We start from the raw sequence: 18,155 nt of genomic DNA on the forward strand, positions 1-18,155 counted from the left end.
TACATTTTTCCTTATAAATGAATGATCTTTTGATTATATCATTGAACTTTAAAACAAATTCGATTATTATCTAATTAGATAAATGTTTAATTAGCTTATTTTATATAGTGTCCACTTGACTCTATTATTTTTTTTACCTACCAAATTAGATATATATCAAATTAGATGAAAATATAAGTAAACATAACAAAGGGGATATTTAAAAATGAAGACTTCATTTATTAAACAAGAAGAACAATATTTTAAATTATTTCTAGCCGGAATTGTGAATGGGATTGGTGACCGTTTTAGTTCTGTTGCTGTGCTAGCAATGCTTTTACATATATCAGGTTCAGGCCTTGCTGTAGGTATGACATTAGCAATTCGTTTGATACCTTTTTTATTGTTTGGACCAATAGGTGGAAGACTCGCTGATCAATTTTCTAGGAAAACAATTTTAATAACTACTGACCTGATAAGAATCTTATTTGCCCTCTCCTTCTTATTAGTTCACGATAAAAATGATATTTGGATTGTTTATTTTAGTTCATTTGTACTTGCAGCTGGAGAAGCAATCTATGCACCGACTAGAAAATCTGCTATTCCTCAACTAGTTAACAATGAAAATCTTGTAAAAGTGAATAGCTTAGAGCAAGTAATGATTGGAATTGTCTTAGTAATTGGTGCACTTTCAGGAGGAATAGTCTCTTCTATTTTTGGTCCAAGCGTGACATTTTGGATTAATGCCGCCTCATTTTTAGGGGCTGCTATTATCAATTTTACAATTAAATTTCCTGATCAAAATGTGAATAAAAAATTGGAATTTCATAAAAAAGAAAACGTCCTCTCCGCTTTTAAAAAGATTATTTTCATTTCTATGCCGCTTCAAATACTAATTCTATGTGAGATTGTAATTGCATCTATTAATGGAATTGATAATGTATTAATTAGCGTTTATGCAATTTCAGAGTATCGACTAGGAGATTTTGGAGTTGGTCTCTTTTATAGTGCTTTAGGGATTGGGCTAATATTAAGTTTTTCGGTTGCAAACCGTCTACGAAATCATTTACTTATTTCAGGTTTCGCGTGTCTATTGCTTGAAGGAATTTTTCAACTGTTATTAAGTCGAACACATTTTGTGGTTTTTGCACTTCTCATGTTTTGCGGAGCTGCATTTATGTCAGGTATTTGTAATGTTTGTTTTGATACGCTTCTCATGAATGAAATAGAACTCCAACACCAGGGTACAATATTTGGTCTATTAGCAACCATCACAAGCTCTGTTTTAGGTATCTCTATGTTCATTTCTGGCTTAGCCCTCCAATATTTTTCCCCTCGATCGTTAGGATTGATTGGTGGAATCGCGTATATACTTATTGCTATTTCCCTTATAAGTACAATTACAGTGAAAGGATATCGGAAAAAGGGTACTATTTAATTTATTTCATTGTTCACTATTTTTATTAAAATTGACTAAAAAAACGGTCATTTAGAATAAACAAACCACCCATTTAAACGGGTGGTTTGCACTTTTGAAAACAGTGGCTATATTACCTCATCCTTATACTTTTCTAATGATTTCTTTTTAAGATCATCCCAAACAGGAGTTGAACTATTCGCTTCTTTTTGTAACTCATCAAATGTTCTATATACGGCTTCAATCTCACTAAAAGATCCCTCAATTAATTTATTCACTGGAAGTTTATGAAAAATTTTCATGCCGTAGTATCCAATCTTTCGATAATTTCGCACGATTTTCAATTGGAATGCTGGGTCAATTTTGTAGCCTAATTTTTCTAAAATCATAAAACCCTCATCCATTGCAGAAATCATCTGCGTTAGTGCTTCCTTATTCTTAGAGATTTTTTTAAAGTCAAAGTTATTCAAGTAGTGAATTGAGTTCATCGCAACAATTGCAATGGCATGACTTTTAAGCCAGCCATCAATGTGATCATTATAAATAAGTTTATACTTTGATTGCTTAAAAGCATTTTCCAAAGTAGATTTAAATGATATGTCACCATCAAGGCTTCCAATAACCATTTGTCCTCCTCCGCGAACCGAAATAATGCGACCACTTTCTTCCCTTTTCCCTCCACTCAGTTGGAACCCAAACGCAATATTCTTTTTAATTTCGCTATTTTCCACTAAGAAGTTTTGCATATTAGCTGAATCAGCATTATTTCCGACAATTACAATATTATTACTATTATTTTGTGCTAGTATCGGTAAAACTGAAGTGAATTGATTGTATTTCATAACAACAAATATAAGGTCATAATAATCTTCTTGTTCAAGTCTATTAATAACATTAACTTGGTCAACAGTATTTTTTCGTTGGAAATGATGACGAATAACAATTCCATCTTTTTTCAGTTGCTCATACCTTCTACCTCTAGCTAAAACAGTAACATCATTCCCTGCGCGTACTAATGCGTGTGCAAGATAGCTTCCCAATACGCCAGCGCCATATATTAGTATTTTCATCTTCATACTCCTATTCTATCGAATCTATCGTTAATATTTTTTGAATTGTTAATGGACAATCGTTCGTTATTCAACATATGTCTATTATCTAAAATTTTAACAACTGTCTATAGCCGTATCAATGGATAATAAATTCGCTTTTGTTTAATAATGAACAAATTAAAATGATTTGTTTAACAAATGTTTAATAAAAAGCATTTGTTTCTTTTTAGACGTTTGTTCATTATAATTAATCGACTAAACCAATTCCTAAATGAAGCGATATTTGAGGGAGAATTTTTATGGATAAAAGAATTAGAAAATCTAAAAAAGCGATAGAAGATGCACTAATTAGTTTAATGGCAGAGGAGGATTTTGAGAGTATTACAATAAACTCTATTGCTGAAAAAGCAGACGTTAATAGAGGGACCATTTATTTACATTACAAAGATAAATACGATTTATTAGAGCAATGTATTGAGAGAGAAATAAATGAATTATTAATTTCTTGTTTACCAGAAGGTTCCGGCGTTTATCCATCTAAAAACCCTTTACTAAGGACATTTAAATACTTAGAGAAAAATTCTTTCTTTTACCACACATTGTTAACAAATAATGGCGTTCCGACTTTTAGAAATAAGTTATTAAACGTGATGAAAGATGGAATGAGAGAACAATTAAATTTAAATGAATTAAATCAAAATATGAATAAAGAATTTTTAATTCAGTTTTGGTCATCTGCAGCAATTGGCGTCATAGAGTGGTGGATCATTCAGTCAATGCCCTTTAGCGCAGAAGAAATCACTGAACAGTTATGGATTTTACTCGAGCGAAATCAAATTTTACCAACTATTGAATAATGCTACTGTTTACGTACTGATGTCTTAATAAAATTCTTAGGCATCAGTATTTTTTTAAACGTTGGCTCTTTAAAATTTAAATGTTTATTTTCGAACAAAAAAAAGAATATCTAATTTGATATCCTTTAGGAAATCATAAACATCTAAAGCATGCGTTTAGATGTAGAATATACTAAAAATTTGTCCCTTAGCTTTATCTTAATTTATCATTTATTATTCCAATACAGGAACTCACTTAAATGAACGATGACCGTGTCGTTCAATAATTGCATAATACATGCTTTTTGTTATCTCAAAACCACAACATTGGCAAACTTCATGCATAGATTCAATCTTCTTCATTTTATTTCGACAATTCACACAAAAGAAAAAACCCTCTATACTATTTTCAGATGTTAAAATTTGGGACTTTACCTTTGTAGACTTATCTATTTTTTCATTAAAAGCTTCTTCAATATGCTCTGAAAAATAAGTGTCTCCATTTTTACAATATAAATTTCCGTTTTTAACAATCAAATCTTCTTTACAATAAGGGCAATACATTATTACCTCCTTGGGGGAATTTCTACTATTTCACCTAAAATATACTATTCTTATGTAATTAAACTCCATTTAGTTTCACAAGAAAATCAACAATCTGCTTTAACAGAGCTAATAAATAAGAAATTATATATTTCTATAATCATCAATCTTCAGATTCATAATCTTTCAGTTCAATCTCATTGGCAGCTTTAGTAATCATTTTCGTAATCATCTTAAACATTATGTTCATAACTATGGGAAACCGTAACATTAAATTACGTAACAATATTTTGAAGTTTGACTTTTCAATCATACCTCCAGCAGTTAAAAGTCCTATTTTTTGATTTTTCTCAACAAAATTTCTCATTTCATTTTCATAGGAGATAAAAGCATTAGTGTAATCACTATGAGCTGCTTTAAGTTCCCCTGCTAATACATAAGCCCCGACTAGAGCTAGGCTGGTGCCTTGACCCGAAAGAGGAGACGGACAATATGCCGCATCACCTACCAATGTAATTCGACCTTTTGACCAAGTTGGCATATGAATCTGACAAATTTCATCAAAATAAAATTCTGTAGATTCATTCAATTTTTCAAGTAATCTCGAAGTTTCCCAACCAGTAAGTTCTTCAAAAGCTTTATTAATTAGCTCCTTTTGTTCCTCCTGATTATTGCGGTCGAACTTAAGCGATTCAGATTTGAACAAAAACATAGCCTTTGCTTCAGCTTGGTCGTTTGAGCTATATATACCAACAGTTTTACCTGGTACCGTAAATAACATCTGGCTATGGTCGAGATTAAGGTAATTCTCTAGGTTAAAAATCGAAATATAACAGCCAAGTGTACGTTTAAACTGTTCTTCGATGCCAAATGTCAAGGTACGCACATTTGAATGTATCCCATCCGCTCCAATGATCAAATCGAATGTCCTTGACTGACTATAAGTAAATTGGGCTTCTACCCCTGTTTTTGTCTCATGTATCGATGTAATAGAATCGCCCCAAATATATTCAACTTTATCTTTAGTTATCTCGTACAAAATGCTACTTAGATCCTCTCTCATAATTTCGATGTCCATCCCTTGTTGATTACCTAAACTCGCTTCGCTTAATTTACCTAGGATTTTGCCCTCATCGTTCACGAAATAAACACCTTTCATACGAGTATCAGCTGTACGAACTTGATCAAGAATACCCATCCGCTCTAGTACCGAAATCGCAGCACCACGGATATCAACACCATAACCACCTAATCGCAATGCTGGCGCACGTTCAATTAAAGTTACGTCAAAACCAAAACGGTGAAGCCAGTGAGCGAGTGCCGGTCCAGCAATACTCGCACCAGAAATTAGGACGCTTAACTTTTGCTTCATAATTTATTTTCTCTCCTATACTAATTTAAGTTAACAAACATAAAAGAAGTATATTCGAGGCTTTTTTACTTATGTGTCGTATTAAAATATAGTGTGTAACTTCGATTTATATAAGTACGCTCAAGACTCCACTCCAAAACAGTTGCAGCGGGAGATGGATGAGCACAAAAAAGATGCAATTAGAATTTGTATATGCAGCGGTTTATAAAAAATCTAATAGCACTCCGCTCCCTTCATGTTCAACAATCAGGCCAGGTTGTTGATAATCATTTTGAAAGAAAATAGGTTAGTAATTGTTAAGGATAAACTGAAAGGTCAAGTATTGGGGACAACTCAAGTTTGTGGCATCGATAAAGTAAACCGTAATGCGGAAATAGGATGGACTTGGCTTTCACCAAACGTTTGGAGAACAAAAGTAAACACAGAATTTAAATTCTTATTACTTAAGTATTGTTTTGAAGAATTAAAAGTAAATCGTGTCCAGTTTTCAGTTAGTGGCGAATACATACGCTCTAAAAAAAGCTATTGAACGAATAGGAGCAACAAAAGAGGGAACTTTTCGTAAACATAGAGTAAAAGCAGACGGAACCATTCAAGACAATATATTTTACAGTATTATTAATGATGAATGGAAGTCAGTAAAAGAAAGATTGATTTATTAGAGAAAGCATACTGTTAGCGTCACCTGTTCAAGTATTCTAAATAAATAATTAAGTAGTGCTTGTTCAAATATCTGGCGTTTTAACGGAATAAAAGGAGAGAATAGATTAGTCATGTATAATATGTGCTCTCCTTTATTTTTTAGTTAGTTGGATTAGATTTGGTAGTTTATTCCTTAATTCCCTGTATAATGAATTCACTTTAGGGAGAAGTTAAGTTACTTTGTTCACTTTGTTTTATCAATCAGCTTCATATATTGTGTATCCCCATATCCTATTGTTGGGAAAACCTCGAATAATCGTTTAAGTAATTCGGATGTAGGTAAATGTTTATTTTTTGAAATATATGTTATGACGGCATTATTTTCTGTCTGCATTTCTAAAAATAACTCTATTGCCTGGTACATTACTGGCATTAGTTTTGTAGTTGGCTTCAAATGATTGATCAATACTTCTTCATAAACAGAATAATAGCTACCTAAAGTAAGCTCCGTTTGGCTGACTTTAAATTCATCCTCTCTAAAGCTATTAAAAAATACTTTACCTTTATAATGAGATTGTTCAAGATACGCAAGGATCGTTAGCAGATTCATTTGACAAAACATATCTTCTCCAAACCATAAAACAATATAGTTATAGTTTTTCCTAAATAGATTATTTAAGGGCTTTATTACCATGTTGCTATAATTTTCAACAGTCACATTATGTCCTGATGCTCTCGTTTGAATAAATACCTCATCGAAAATGAATTCCGTAGTTGCATTTACACACATTGCCTCATTGAAGGGAACATAATCAGAATTTCCCATAAGTTTTTTATTACTAAACTCATCGTACATTAATTGACCGTTTAAAATATTCAGTACATCTCGGTCAAATAATTCCATATTATTATTTTTTAATTGTTCAACCTCAGTTTCTCTAGAATTATTCATTCTGCTACCATCCTCACTCTGATGAATAGTGAGTTTTGCAAATGATTGAACTGGCATTTGATTGAGTTGAAATTCTCTAGGACTAACACCAAAAACTGTTTTAAAAGCTCTACTGTAGGCTTCTTGCGAGGAATAATTATATTCAAAAGCAATATCAATTATCTTCCTATTATTTGCTAAATCCTTCGTAGATAAATAGACTCTTCTAAAAAGAATGTACCGTCTAATACTTATACCTGTTACCTGATGAAACTTAAATGAACAATAATAAGGGGAATATCCCATATAATTAGCTAAGTCTTCTAATGAAAATTTATTTTTTATATTTTCCTCAATCCAATCAATCATCGGCTGTATATATTCATTCATTTGCATCACTCCTAAATAGAATTATAGATTACCTCAATTTTATTCTTTTGATAATTGTTGTGCTATAACATACTACTGTCCACGAATAATTTCCATTTAGGCATAAATAAGGCCTTCTCACATAGAAAAAGCCTTATTGCACAATAAAATCAACAAACACTTTAACTGAGCCTATGAAAGTACAAGGCAACAAAAAAACGACTAAAAAGCCGTTTTTAACAGACACTTAACCCTTGTAAATGATTATCATATAACATTACATAGTTAAGAGTTTATATTTAGTTAATTCCTATCAAGATAATAAACTAGTAAGATTTAACACGATCATGAATAAAGTCGAACTTCCTATTATTAGCGTACAATAAAAACTAGTTTTAGCTCTCTTTTTAGATTCTTGAACATTACTTTTTCGAAAAAAGACATAGTTTTTTATTTGCTGGAATGTTAATACCCCAAAAATAATAGGATTTGCCCATTCTTTGTATTCGGTAAACATTAAAGATAATCCTAGTATTAGAAGAATTATTGAAAAAACGATTTCATATTTAGTCGGTTTTCTCATCGTTTTACTCCTCAAATATGGTGATTTGCTGCATATCAAAATAGTATTTTTAGAGGAATTTCCACTGATCGTCTCTTACAATCTCTCCTTAAATGACATTATTATAGGAAGTTCAGGTGGACTAATATCAGATGGAAGATTATTAAAATCAAAAAAGCGTAAATCTTTTACTTCACTTTCTTGTTTTTCTAATACACCTTTGTATTCAGTACATATATAAGTCGTAATTACATTAAATACTTCATCTCCGTGAGGATATTTATAATAGAACTCTTTTCCAGAAAAGATGTTAAAAAACTCAAGGTTTAATGCTGTTAAACCAGTTTCTTCTTTCAATTCTCTTTTAGCAACTTCTTCTAAATTTTCTCCTAACTCTAACGAACCACCAGGTAATCCCCAGGTATGATTGTCTTTTCTTAATTGTAATAGCACTCTTTTTTTTGAATCTAGTAGTACAACATTTGCACCGGCCATTATGAGAGGACGACTTCCTACAATTTTTCTTAAGTCCATAATGTATCCCATTCATATTCTCCTTAAAAACGATGATGGTATATGATTCTATTAATTTAATTTGATCATTTTTGATTCTACTAAACTTACCAAAAGTTGAAACAAAAAATCGTCACCTTTTCAAATGACGATTTTTTAATGAATTAGATTGTAGAAGTATTTTTCGTTAATGTTGGCTTCAAATGTAATATTAGTCCTTCATTTTCAGCAGCTGTTCCGATTGTAATTCGAATTCCATTAGGGAAAGCACGGATAATATATCCTTTTGATTCAAGATCTTTAAAGATTTCTTGACTATTTTCAGTTGGTACGAATATAAAGTTAGCTTGAGATGGATAGTATTCTACGCCATAACTATTGAAAAATTCTTCATATTGTTCCATACCTTTTTTATTTTGTTCAACACAGTTTTTAATAAATACTTGGTCATCAAGTGCTGCTATTGCTGCAACTTGAGATAGCATTGAAGTGTTGAAAGGAAGTCTTGCGATATTTAATTCTTCAATTAATTTACTATTTGCGATACCATAACCGATTCTAAATGATGCTAGACCGTATGCTTTTGAGAATGTTCTTAATACAATAAGATTATCAAATTTATTTAGTAAAGAAATTGTATCAGGGAAATCTGATGCTGATACGTATTCAACGTAAGCTTCATCAACAACTACAAAAGTATTGCTTGGTACTTTTTCTAAAAATTCTGCTAGTTTACGACTACCAATATATGTACCTGTTGGGTTATTTGGATTACAAATCCAAACAATTTTAGTATTCGTATCTACTTCTGCAAGCATTGCATCTAAATCGTGTACACCATTCACTAAAGGAACAGCTCTAACTTCAGCTCCTTCAATAACTGCATGGTGAGCATATTGTGAAAATGTTTGAGAAGCTTGTACAATATTATGTTCATTCGTTAATAATGAGCGACTAATGATTTGAATCACTTCGTCAGCACCACTTCCGAATATTAATTGATTTGGTTGTATATTTAAGAAATTTGCTAATTTCTTACTGATTTCTTCTGTTGCACCATCTGGATAGATTGCAAACTTACTAACTACATTACGTAGCTCTTCAAAAACTTTAGGAGAACATCCGAATGGATTTTCATTTGATGCAAGTTTTACTACTTTGTCTAGACCATATTCTCTCATGACTACTTCACTTGGTTTTCCTGGTGTGTATGCTTGAAGTGTCAAAATTTGCGGTTTCACGTACATGCTAATTTCTCCCTTTATTCAAATTTTTGTATAATGTTGTCAGTTTATCATATATTTAAGCTATTAATCTAGTAATATGATTTAAGAATATTTCAAATTATCTATTTCCGATGAAGCTTAAACTTCACTCGAGACAGAAAACTTATAGCTTTCAATATTCAAATAAAAAGTAGAATCAAAAGACTCTACTTTTCAATCCAGCTACCCATATAAGCCGGATCTTCATATTGGTGTGCTTCTTTTACAACATATAAAGGTCTAAAAGTATCAATCATAACCGCTAGTTCTAATGTTTCTTTTTTACCAATACTACCTTCTACTTTACCTGGATGTGGTCCATGTGGAATACCTGATGGGTGTAAAGTAATTGATTCTTGTTCAATTCCTTTTCTACTCATAAAGTTACCTTCAACATAGTAAAGTACTTCATCACTGTTTACATTACTGTGAACATATGGTGCAGGAATTGCTTCTGGGTGATAATCATACATTCTAGGAACAAATGAGCAAACTACAAAATTATGTCCTTCGAATGTTTGATGTACTGGTGGCGGCTGATGAATTCTTCCCGTAATCGGTTCGAAATCTTCAATATTAAATGCCCATGGATATAAATACCCATCCCATCCCACTACATCAAAAGGATGATGTGTTAAAACATGTTTGTAAAGATTGCCTCTTGCTCTAGTTAGAACAGTAAACTCACCTTTTTCATCAAATGTTTCTAATGTTTCTGGCCCTCTAAAATCACGTTCACAAAATGGGCTATGCTCAAGCATTTGACCATATTCATTTCGATAACGCTTTGGAGTTGTTAATTGGCTATTTGACTCTACAATTAATAGCTTTGTATCATCATTAGGAACTACTTTGTAAATCGTCCCAATAGGGATCATGATATAATCCCCTTTACGATATGTGATTGTTCCAAACATTGTTTGAACTTCACCAGAGCCGTAATGGACGAAAAACATTTCATCGCCTTCACCATTTCGATAAAAATGACGACTTTCTTCAGTTACATTAGCAACTGAGATTAATAAGTCAGCGTTTCCTAAAACATAAACTCTACCTTCTAATGCATCACCTGTACGTTCTAAATTACTAGTTCGAATATGGCGATGCTGTAATGAAGACTGTTCTTCAAATTCAATTTGAATTGATTTATAAAAAGATGTTTCACTAACTGAAGTTGGCATATGGTTATGATATAAAATTGATTGGGTGCCTGAAAAACCTTTTGTACCCATCACTTGTTCTCTATATAATGTTCCATCTTCTTTTCGAAATTGAATATGCCTTTTCTTTGGAATCTTACCTAAACTACGATAATACACAAGCTCCCCCTCACTTTCTAACAGTATTTCGTAAAGTTCCTAATCCTGTAATACTTAGCTCAACCTCATCTCCGTCTTCTAGCCAACGATGTTTCTCCTCACCAAGTTCTAGAATACATCCTGTTCCGACAGTTCCTGAGCCGATGACATCACCAGGGTATAGCTTTACATTTTTTGAAGCATGGGCAATTAATTCTGGGATCGAATAATAAATTGAAGTAAAATTACCACAAGAAATAACGTTTCCATTTACTGAAGCAGTCATCTTCAAATCATAGCTTTTATCCGTTCTATATTGTTCTAATTCATCTTTTGTTACAATCCAAGGTCCAATTGAAGTTGCAAAATCTTTACCTTTAGAAGGACCTAATCCTACCTTGACTTCATGTGCTTGAATATCTCTTGCACTCCAGTCATTTAATATTGTATAGCCAAGAATGTAATCATCAGCTTCTTCAACTGAGATATCTTTTCCTTCTTTTCCGATGATACAAGCAATTTCAAGTTCAAAATCCATCTTTTTGCTATTAGCTGGAATGCTAACAAGATCATCAGGTCCAACGACTGCACGGTGATTTGTAAAATAGAAAACTGGTACTTCATACCATTCAGGTATCATTTCTAATCCTCTTCTACCGCGAGCAGTTTTAACATGCTCTTCAAAGGCATAAAAATCTCGGATACTTTGTGGTCTTGGTAATGGTGCTCGCAATTGAACAGAAGAAAGTGGAATACCTTCTCCTGTTAATTCTGCAATTTCATTTTTATATAAATCGTAGTTTTCTAGTATCGATAATAAATCAACTGGTATTCTTCCATTACTAGCTTGATTTAAATCGATTACTTGATCTTCAACTAATAATCCTGCTCGCTCTTTACCATCATATTGGAAAGTAATAAATTTCATGCCTTCACCTTTTTCTTTCAATTGCAAAAGTATCAGAAATAGCACGAGTGTATGAATGTCCAGCAAGGCGGCCTACTGGATTTAGCTTTTCGGAATTGATTTTGCCATTTTCATATAATTCATCATTTATATGAACATTAACAACTTTACCAATTACTAAACTTCCTGCGCCTTTATTCTCACCAAAATGTAATAGCTCATGAAGCTCACATTCTAGTCCTACTAAACTTTCTTTTACTCGAGGAACTTGTACAGTTGTCCCTTCAACTTTTGTAAGTCCAACTTGTTCAAATTCATCTACACCGTATGGAAAATCTACAGCAGCATTATTAACCTGCTCACAAATTTCTTCGCTTACAATATTAATAATGAATTTTTTTGTTAGTTCAATATTTTTTAAAGTGTCTTTTTTCTCGCCGTCTGTACCTCTAATCATTGGTGCAAAGCACACTAACATCGGGTCAGCACAAATCGCTGTAAAGAAACTAAAAGGTGCAACATTCGCTACACCTTCTGAGTTTACAGTTGAAACAAATGCAATCGGACGAGGCAACACTGAACCAATTAACAGCTTATAAGCATCTTGCCATGGTAAAGTATCGGGTCTAATTTCCATTGTTACAACTCCTTATAGATTTCCTCGAAGTTCTTGCTCACGCTCGATTGACTCGAATAATGCTTTGAAGTTACCATCACCGAAACCTCTTGCACCTTTACGTTGAATGATTTCAATAAATAAAGTTGGACGGTCTACGATTGGACGAGTAAAGATTTGTAATAAATACCCTTCATCATCACGGTCAACTAAAATCTTTAATTCTCTTAATTTCGCGATATCTTCATCAATTGTTCCAACACGCTCTGCTAACATATCATAATACGTATCTGGTGTTTTTAAGAATTCTACACCTAACGCTTTAAGTTTAGTAACAGTATCAACAATATCCTCAGTTAATAAAGCAATATGTTGAACACCTGGTCCATTGTTAAAGTCTAAATACTCTTGAATTTGTGATTTCTTTTTACCTTCCGCAGGCTCATTGATTGGGAATTTAATTCTGCTACCATTTGTCATAACTTTTGACATTAATGCAGAATACTCAGTGCTAATATCATCATCATCAAAATGGATCATTGACTGGAAGCCCATTACTTTTTCATAATAAGAAACCCACTCATCCATACTTTCAACATTTCCAACAACATGGTCAAGTGCAACTAAACCTGTTTCATTTACAGGAATTGTGAATGCACGATCTTTAAATCCTGGTAAGAAAGGACCATTGTAGTCGCCTTTTTCGATTAATGTGTGGATTGTATCGCCATATGTTCCGATTACAGCTTTTTTAACTGTACCGTGTTCATCACTAACTTCAGTTGGAGGTAAAATTTTAATCGCTCCACGGCTTACTGCACCTTGGTATGCTTTTTCAATATCATCTACTAATAAAGCGATATCTTTTACGCCATCGCCATGTTTTTTAATAAACTCAGCAATTTTAGTATCTTCTTTTAAAGATCCAGTAATTACTAAACGGATTGTTCCATTTTTTAATACGTAAGAAACTTTATCACGTACTTTTGTTTCTAAACCTGAGTAAGCTACTGGTGTAAATCCAAAAGTGTTTGCAAAGAAATACGCTGTTTGTTTCGCATTACCTACATATAATTCTAAATGATGTACATCTTGTACTGGAAAAACATCATAGCTAGTATTTGCTTGTTTTAATTCATCTTGTTTCATTTTAATTTCCCCCTATAAATTACGATATTTGTAAAGAAAAAAACTATGTAAGAGCGCTAAGTAAACGCTTACAAAACAAATAAACTACATAAAAAAAATTCTTAACAAGGATGACAATTCGCCAAGAAAATCATTTTAGAAATCTATGAGAAATACCTTAACGAACACACAATCTTTACTACTATATTAATGGATCGACTGTTTTATGAATCGATTTCACATTTATATAGTAGTCTATAATTAATTATTTCTACACATCTTTTTAAATTCCTTCATTAAATTTATAATTAAATAAATTTTTTGTTGTTTCTAAATTTTTTAACTATAACTTTAATTCAGTTTGTTTTTTATTAGATGATTTCCGCCCCACGCACATAAAAGATCCAAAATCGGTTTCATTGATTTTCCGTATTCATTTAACTCATATTCTACTTTAGGTGGAATTTGATCATAAGCAATACGATTAATCAGTCCATCCGCCTCTAATTCTCTTAATTGCTGCGTTAACATTTTCTGCGTTATTTTTGGCATTAATTTTCTTAATTCATTCGTTCTTTTCTTCCCAGTTTCTAAGTGACAAAGTATAATACATTTCCACTTACCACCTATTACTTCTATTGCTGCTTCAATCGGCATATTATATTCTTTCATACATCCTCCATAATTTCTAATTACTATTTAATTATAATTTAAGTTATTTTATTCAACTTTTTTAGTTCAAATGAAAACTCAAAATTCCACAATTTAAATAGATGATATTACTTTAGTCCTATCACTTATTTGGCAGTCAATACTAAATTGTTCATAAAATATAGCATATAAATATTTTATAGTTCAAATTTTTATTAGTTTTAAAGAATTTAAACCTAGTACGATTTGCTCGATTGACATTTCATTTTATAGGCACTTTTTAGTACGTACTTTATTTTAAGTTTGTTATCATTCATAATAAAAATATTATTTTTGTATAAAAAGGAGTGTGTCAGTATGTTTATCATTCATGGAAGTTCAAGAGAAAATGGAAATACAGAGCAACTTACAAATCTAATGACAAAAAATATGAACAAGACGGAAGTACATTTACGTCATAAAAATATTATGGCAATTAACGACCAAAGACATGAGCCATCTGGATTCCAAACAATTGATGACGATTATGAGGAAATCATAAAAGAAATGCTAGAGCATGATACGATTATTTTTTCAACACCATTATATTGGTATGGTATGAGCGGATACATGAAAAACTTCATCGATCGTTGGTCTCAAAGTCTTCGTAATAAAGATCTACATTTCAGTGAAAAAATTAAAAATAAAAAAATGTATGTTGTCATTGTTGGTGGAGATCAGCCGAAAATAAAGGCTTTACCATTGATTTTACAATTTAAACATATCTTTGAATTTGTTGGAGCAACTTTTGAAGGATATATTATTGGCGAAGGAAATTCACCAGGAGCAATTTTAGAAGATGATTTAGCAATTCAACAAGCGGAATTATTAAATAGTACATTAAAAAATAAGTAATTAGCATTAGAAGGAGTAAGGCATTGATTCCATTTTTACAACATAACCCAACTAAATTATGGTTTGGGAAAAATCAAATTGAACAACTAGCAAATGAAGTACGAGATTATAATCGTATACTTGTCGTTTATGGTGGCGGAAGTATTAAAAGTAATGGTGTATACGATGATGTAATAAACCAACTAAGTAATAAAACAATTTTTGAACTTTCTGGTGTTGAACCTAATCCGAGACTTACAACAGTCGAAAAAGGTATTCAAATTTGTCGAGATGAAAAAATTGATTTTATTTTAGCTGTGGGTGGCGGAAGTGTAATTGATTGTGTTAAAGCGATTGCAATTGGCGTTCCATATGAAGGGAATGTTTGGGATATCATTACAAGAAAGTCCCAACCAACTAGTGCAACTCCTTTTGGGACTGTTTTAACATTAGCTGCAACTGGTTCGGAAATGAACTGTACATCAGTAATTTCTAATATGGAAGTAAATGAAAAAAGAGGGTGGAGTAATCCGTTAGTTTTTCCTAAATTTTCAATTTTAGATCCTACTTATACATTCTCTGTGCCTTTGGACCAAACAATCTATGGCATTGTTGATATTATGTCGCATGCATTAGAGCAATATTTCCACCGTGTCAGTAATACACCAATGATTGATCGTTTTATTGAAAGTTTATTAATCACAGTGATTGAAGCTGGCACTAAGCTTGTAAATGATTTAGAAAACTATGATTTACGTGAAACGATTATGTATGCTGGTACAACAGCCTTCAATGATACTTTATTAAATGGTACGGATGGTGGCGACTGGGCTTCTCATCAAATCGAGCATGCAGTATCTGCCATTTACGACATTCCTCACGGAGGAGGATTAGCAATCATTTTCCCTAATTGGTTAAGTCACTGTCTAGACTACGATCCGAGCAGAATTAAAATGCTTGCTACAAATGTTCTTGGAATTTCTCAAGAAGGTAAGACAACAGAACAAATTGCAAAAGAAGGAATCCAAGCTCTAAGAAGTTTTTGGAATTCAATCGGTGCTCCAAGCCGTTTAGCAGATTATCAAATTGATGACTCTCGGTTAGATGAACTAGTCGAAAAATCATTTGTAAAACCAGTAGTTGGCGGCTACAAAATTTTAGATAAGGAAAGTGCTAGAGATATTTTAGTACGATCTCTTTAATGATGAAAAGAACCTTTGCATTAAGCGAGGTTCTTATTTGTATTTGGGTGTTATTTGATCCATTTTGTTGAGAAGCATTACCCTTTTGGTTCGATTTAATAACTTTTTTGACTGATTTCAGCTTGTTTTATATTAATACGAGGTTTATTTGCAGTTATACTTTTTTTATTTGCAGCTTCACAGAACTAATTTGCACTCTATTTAATTTTATTTGCAAATTCACTGACCTTATTTACACTTCTCTATATTCAGTTCCAGCCTCACTTGCTTTTTTTATATCCACATTTAAATCAAAAAAAGAACCCAATAAAAGGTTCTCATCTAAAATTGCATTTCTACCCAATTTATTTCATTAATATGATGTTCAACAACATTACAACACATATTTGGATTAATCGTATCTACATGTGAAATTGTAATTGTAGACATTGAAACAGAATATTTAACTGTATCGACAATACTCATGTTATTCATATAGCCATATCCAATACCTGCAACTAATGCATCACCCGCTCCTGTTACATTAACAACAGATACTCCATCTGCTTGAATAATTCCTTCTTCTATTCCATTATTATAATAAATTCCTTCTGAATCTAAACTAATGAAAACATTTGTTACACCTAGTTCTCTAAAATATCTACCAGCTTTTCTTACATCTTCCACTGAGGTAATTTCAAATCCAGCCAATACTTCAGCTTCATGGCGATTTGGTTTAATCGTATGAAAATATTGGATATAATCTTTAATTTTTGAAGCTTTTGAGGCAGAAACGGGATCTAAAATAAATTTTGTTTCATTATGGAAATTTGTTAATAAATAAGCTAAAGTACTTGGGTTATCTGCATCTACTACCATATATTCAGCATTTCGAATAACTTCTTCTTTAGTGTCGATAAACTCTTTTGTAAAATTGTTTGTAATATCTAAATCTACTACTGCAGAGACCATTTCTCCGCTTTCATTTAAAATGGCTAAATATGTTGGGGTAGATTCACCTTTAATAATTAATGTATCTTCCATATCGATGTTCATATTTTTTGCATGATTTAACATGTTCATACCATTTATGTCATCGCCTATTACTGATATAAATTTTGTATTTAAATTGACCTTTGCCATATTTTCTGCAATATTACGGCAAACACCACCAAATGATACTTTTACACTCCCCGGGTTTGAGTCATAGGGGCGATAGTTTTTTTTCGTAAAACCAATAATATCGCATATGGAAACACCAAATACTAATATATATGGGTTAGAAGGAATTGTCATGATGTCAGTCCTTTTCAGTTAAAGTTGAATTAAATAATTATACTCATTCCTAATTATATCAGTATAATAAATTTTATAAAGTATTTTTTTGAACTTCTTTCACAATTACTTTTTATCTTATTATTGACTAAAAATCATTTTCGGTTTAATATTTATTCTTACGTGTAAATTTACGTGGTTCGAAAACCTCCCACGGAAAAAAACTAAGGAGAAACAGAATGAAGTTAAAGACAATTACCGTTAATGGAGTATTTGCTGCACTGTATATTGCAGTTACATACTTTATTCAGCCATTCGGGTTTACGAATATTCAATTTCGTGTATCTGAAATGTTCAATCATTTAGTCGTTTTTAATAAAAAGTACATTTATGGGGTAGTTTTAGGAGTTTTTTTAGCAAATTTTTTCTTTTCCACTATTCCCGTATATGATTTAACTTTTGGTGTTGGCCAATCGATTATTTCTTTATTAATTACGATTGCTACAGCAAAATTTATTAAAGGTATTATTCCAAGAATGATTATTAATACGATTGTATTTACAGTGACTATGTTCATAATTGCATTCGAATTGAAGTTAGCACTTGGATTCCCGTTCCCAATGACTTATTTAACAACAGCAATTGGTGAATTTTTAGTGATGGTAATTGGTATACCAATTATGTACTATTTAAATAAACGAATTAAATTTGAACGTTTAATTTAAGAAAAAAAGAGTTGTTTCCT

Annotated in this window: 19 protein-coding genes and 1 riboswitch; of the genes, 6 read left to right on the top strand and 13 right to left on the bottom strand. The window is 31.9% G+C overall.

Annotated elements, in window-relative coordinates:
- Positions 1-205: 205 nt before the first annotated feature.
- Entirely contained in the window at positions 206-1,417 is a 1,212-nt protein-coding gene (locus ACFCYN_RS07340; RefSeq protein ID WP_375948464.1) for an MFS transporter, read from the top strand.
- 107 nt (positions 1,418-1,524) lie between these two features.
- On the opposite strand, the gene ACFCYN_RS07345 is transcribed toward ACFCYN_RS07340, so the two are convergent.
- A complete protein-coding gene (locus ACFCYN_RS07345; protein WP_375948466.1) occupies positions 1,525-2,466 on the bottom strand; it encodes a ketopantoate reductase family protein in 942 nt (313 codons plus the stop codon).
- 281 nt (positions 2,467-2,747) lie between these two features.
- On the opposite strand from ACFCYN_RS07345, the gene ACFCYN_RS07350 reads away from it, so the two are divergent.
- Positions 2,748-3,305, top strand: a complete 558-nt coding sequence (locus tag ACFCYN_RS07350) for a TetR/AcrR family transcriptional regulator (protein ID WP_098117413.1) — start codon at positions 2,748-2,750, stop codon at positions 3,303-3,305.
- A 231-nt stretch (positions 3,306-3,536) separates the two neighbouring features.
- Here the strand turns inward: ACFCYN_RS07350 and ACFCYN_RS07355 are convergent, their stop codons facing one another.
- Both ACFCYN_RS07355 and ACFCYN_RS07360 read right to left on the bottom strand, forming a co-directional pair.
- Positions 3,537-3,848 carry a hypothetical protein gene (locus tag ACFCYN_RS07355; RefSeq protein WP_375948469.1) on the bottom strand — a complete coding sequence of 104 codons (312 nt, stop codon included), beginning with the start codon at positions 3,846-3,848 and terminating at the stop codon, positions 3,537-3,539.
- A 142-nt stretch (positions 3,849-3,990) separates the two neighbouring features.
- Positions 3,991-5,199, bottom strand: a complete 1,209-nt coding sequence (locus ACFCYN_RS07360) for an FAD-dependent monooxygenase (RefSeq protein ID WP_375948471.1) — start codon at positions 5,197-5,199, stop codon at positions 3,991-3,993.
- Between the two features lie 271 nt (positions 5,200-5,470).
- On the opposite strand from ACFCYN_RS07360, the gene ACFCYN_RS07365 reads away from it, so the two are divergent.
- Positions 5,471-5,728 carry a GNAT family N-acetyltransferase gene (locus tag ACFCYN_RS07365; protein WP_375948473.1) on the top strand — a complete coding sequence of 86 codons (258 nt, stop codon included), beginning with the start codon at positions 5,471-5,473 and terminating at the stop codon, positions 5,726-5,728.
- A gap of 357 nt (positions 5,729-6,085) precedes the next feature.
- Here the strand turns inward: ACFCYN_RS07365 and ACFCYN_RS07370 are convergent, their stop codons facing one another.
- The 9 genes from ACFCYN_RS07370 to ACFCYN_RS07410 all read right to left on the bottom strand — a co-directional run bounded on the left by ACFCYN_RS07370 (position 6,086) and on the right by ACFCYN_RS07410 (position 14,102).
- A complete protein-coding gene (locus ACFCYN_RS07370; RefSeq protein WP_375948475.1) occupies positions 6,086-7,162 on the bottom strand; it encodes a helix-turn-helix domain-containing protein in 1,077 nt (358 codons plus the stop codon).
- Positions 7,163-7,454: 292 nt separating this feature from the next.
- Positions 7,455-7,724 carry a hypothetical protein gene (locus tag ACFCYN_RS07375; RefSeq protein WP_172445189.1) on the bottom strand — a complete coding sequence of 90 codons (270 nt, stop codon included), beginning with the start codon at positions 7,722-7,724 and terminating at the stop codon, positions 7,455-7,457.
- A gap of 75 nt (positions 7,725-7,799) precedes the next feature.
- Positions 7,800-8,249 (bottom strand): NUDIX hydrolase, encoded by a 450-nt coding sequence (locus ACFCYN_RS07380; protein ID WP_172445190.1) that lies wholly within the window; start codon positions 8,247-8,249, stop codon positions 7,800-7,802.
- 131 nt (positions 8,250-8,380) lie between these two features.
- Positions 8,381-9,463 (bottom strand): histidinol-phosphate transaminase, encoded by a 1,083-nt coding sequence (gene hisC / locus ACFCYN_RS07385; RefSeq protein WP_172445191.1) that lies wholly within the window; start codon positions 9,461-9,463, stop codon positions 8,381-8,383.
- Positions 9,464-9,648: 185 nt separating this feature from the next.
- Complete coding sequence (locus tag ACFCYN_RS07390; RefSeq protein WP_098172004.1) at positions 9,649-10,800, bottom strand: homogentisate 1,2-dioxygenase; 1,152 nt, start codon at positions 10,798-10,800, stop codon at positions 9,649-9,651.
- A gap of 10 nt (positions 10,801-10,810) precedes the next feature.
- Positions 10,811-11,707 carry a fumarylacetoacetate hydrolase family protein gene (locus ACFCYN_RS07395; RefSeq protein WP_375948478.1) on the bottom strand — a complete coding sequence of 299 codons (897 nt, stop codon included), beginning with the start codon at positions 11,705-11,707 and terminating at the stop codon, positions 10,811-10,813.
- A gap of 4 nt (positions 11,708-11,711) precedes the next feature.
- Complete coding sequence (locus ACFCYN_RS07400; RefSeq protein WP_098117421.1) at positions 11,712-12,323, bottom strand: flavin reductase family protein; 612 nt, start codon at positions 12,321-12,323, stop codon at positions 11,712-11,714.
- A gap of 12 nt (positions 12,324-12,335) precedes the next feature.
- A complete protein-coding gene (gene hppD / locus ACFCYN_RS07405) occupies positions 12,336-13,451 on the bottom strand; it encodes a 4-hydroxyphenylpyruvate dioxygenase (protein WP_172445193.1) in 1,116 nt (371 codons plus the stop codon).
- Positions 13,452-13,781: 330 nt separating this feature from the next.
- On the bottom strand, positions 13,782-14,102 hold the full coding sequence (locus ACFCYN_RS07410) for a winged helix-turn-helix transcriptional regulator (protein WP_172445194.1): 321 nt from the start codon (positions 14,100-14,102) through the stop codon (positions 13,782-13,784).
- Positions 14,103-14,438: 336 nt separating this feature from the next.
- Here ACFCYN_RS07410 and ACFCYN_RS07415 point away from each other — a divergent pair, with 336 nt between their 5' ends.
- Both ACFCYN_RS07415 and ACFCYN_RS07420 read left to right on the top strand, forming a co-directional pair.
- A complete protein-coding gene (locus ACFCYN_RS07415; RefSeq protein ID WP_172445195.1) occupies positions 14,439-14,975 on the top strand; it encodes a flavodoxin family protein in 537 nt (178 codons plus the stop codon).
- A gap of 23 nt (positions 14,976-14,998) precedes the next feature.
- The gene (locus tag ACFCYN_RS07420; RefSeq protein WP_375948481.1) at positions 14,999-16,156 is read left to right on the top strand and encodes an iron-containing alcohol dehydrogenase; all 1,158 of its coding nucleotides are present in this window, start codon (positions 14,999-15,001) and stop codon (positions 16,154-16,156) included.
- A gap of 321 nt (positions 16,157-16,477) precedes the next feature.
- Here ACFCYN_RS07420 and ACFCYN_RS07425 read toward each other — a convergent pair whose 3' ends face one another.
- Complete coding sequence (locus ACFCYN_RS07425; protein ID WP_172445197.1) at positions 16,478-17,431, bottom strand: carbohydrate kinase family protein; 954 nt, start codon at positions 17,429-17,431, stop codon at positions 16,478-16,480.
- Positions 17,432-17,599: 168 nt separating this feature from the next.
- A riboswitch (PreQ1 riboswitch) is annotated at positions 17,600-17,644 on the top strand.
- Positions 17,645-17,649: 5 nt separating this feature from the next.
- On the opposite strand from ACFCYN_RS07425, the gene ACFCYN_RS07430 reads away from it, so the two are divergent.
- Positions 17,650-18,135: a QueT transporter family protein gene (locus tag ACFCYN_RS07430; protein WP_375948483.1), complete on the top strand. Its 486-nt coding sequence runs from the start codon at positions 17,650-17,652 to the stop codon at positions 18,133-18,135.
- Positions 18,136-18,155 lie beyond the last annotated feature (20 nt).

It is taken from the genome of Gottfriedia sp. NPDC056225 (genome assembly GCF_042267765.1).
Classification (GTDB): domain Bacteria; phylum Bacillota; class Bacilli; order Bacillales; family Bacillaceae_G; genus Gottfriedia.

What these genes read in the sequence shown, in the direction of transcription:
- ACFCYN_RS07340 (WP_375948464.1), top strand. Translation starts at nt 206, where the DNA reads ATGAAGACTTCATTTATTAAACAAGAAGAACAATATTTTAAATTATTT.
- ACFCYN_RS07345 (WP_375948466.1), bottom strand. Translation starts at nt 2,466, where the DNA reads ATGAAAATACTAATATATGGCGCTGGCGTATTGGGAAGCTATCTTGCA.
- ACFCYN_RS07350 (WP_098117413.1), top strand. Translation starts at nt 2,748, where the DNA reads ATGGATAAAAGAATTAGAAAATCTAAAAAAGCGATAGAAGATGCACTA.
- ACFCYN_RS07355 (WP_375948469.1), bottom strand. Translation starts at nt 3,848, where the DNA reads ATGTATTGCCCTTATTGTAAAGAAGATTTGATTGTTAAAAACGGAAAT.
- ACFCYN_RS07360 (WP_375948471.1), bottom strand. Translation starts at nt 5,199, where the DNA reads ATGAAGCAAAAGTTAAGCGTCCTAATTTCTGGTGCGAGTATTGCTGGA.
- ACFCYN_RS07370 (WP_375948475.1), bottom strand. Translation starts at nt 7,162, where the DNA reads ATGAATGAATATATACAGCCGATGATTGATTGGATTGAGGAAAATATA.
- ACFCYN_RS07375 (WP_172445189.1), bottom strand. Translation starts at nt 7,724, where the DNA reads ATGAGAAAACCGACTAAATATGAAATCGTTTTTTCAATAATTCTTCTA.
- ACFCYN_RS07380 (WP_172445190.1), bottom strand. Translation starts at nt 8,249, where the DNA reads ATGGGATACATTATGGACTTAAGAAAAATTGTAGGAAGTCGTCCTCTC.
- hisC (WP_172445191.1), bottom strand. Translation starts at nt 9,463, where the DNA reads ATGTACGTGAAACCGCAAATTTTGACACTTCAAGCATACACACCAGGA.
- ACFCYN_RS07395 (WP_375948478.1), bottom strand. Translation starts at nt 11,707, where the DNA reads ATGAAATTTATTACTTTCCAATATGATGGTAAAGAGCGAGCAGGATTA.
- ACFCYN_RS07400 (WP_098117421.1), bottom strand. Translation starts at nt 12,323, where the DNA reads ATGGAAATTAGACCCGATACTTTACCATGGCAAGATGCTTATAAGCTG.
- hppD (WP_172445193.1), bottom strand. Translation starts at nt 13,451, where the DNA reads ATGAAACAAGATGAATTAAAACAAGCAAATACTAGCTATGATGTTTTT.
- ACFCYN_RS07410 (WP_172445194.1), bottom strand. Translation starts at nt 14,102, where the DNA reads ATGAAAGAATATAATATGCCGATTGAAGCAGCAATAGAAGTAATAGGT.
- ACFCYN_RS07415 (WP_172445195.1), top strand. Translation starts at nt 14,439, where the DNA reads ATGTTTATCATTCATGGAAGTTCAAGAGAAAATGGAAATACAGAGCAA.
- ACFCYN_RS07425 (WP_172445197.1), bottom strand. Translation starts at nt 17,431, where the DNA reads ATGACAATTCCTTCTAACCCATATATATTAGTATTTGGTGTTTCCATA.
- ACFCYN_RS07430 (WP_375948483.1), top strand. Translation starts at nt 17,650, where the DNA reads ATGAAGTTAAAGACAATTACCGTTAATGGAGTATTTGCTGCACTGTAT.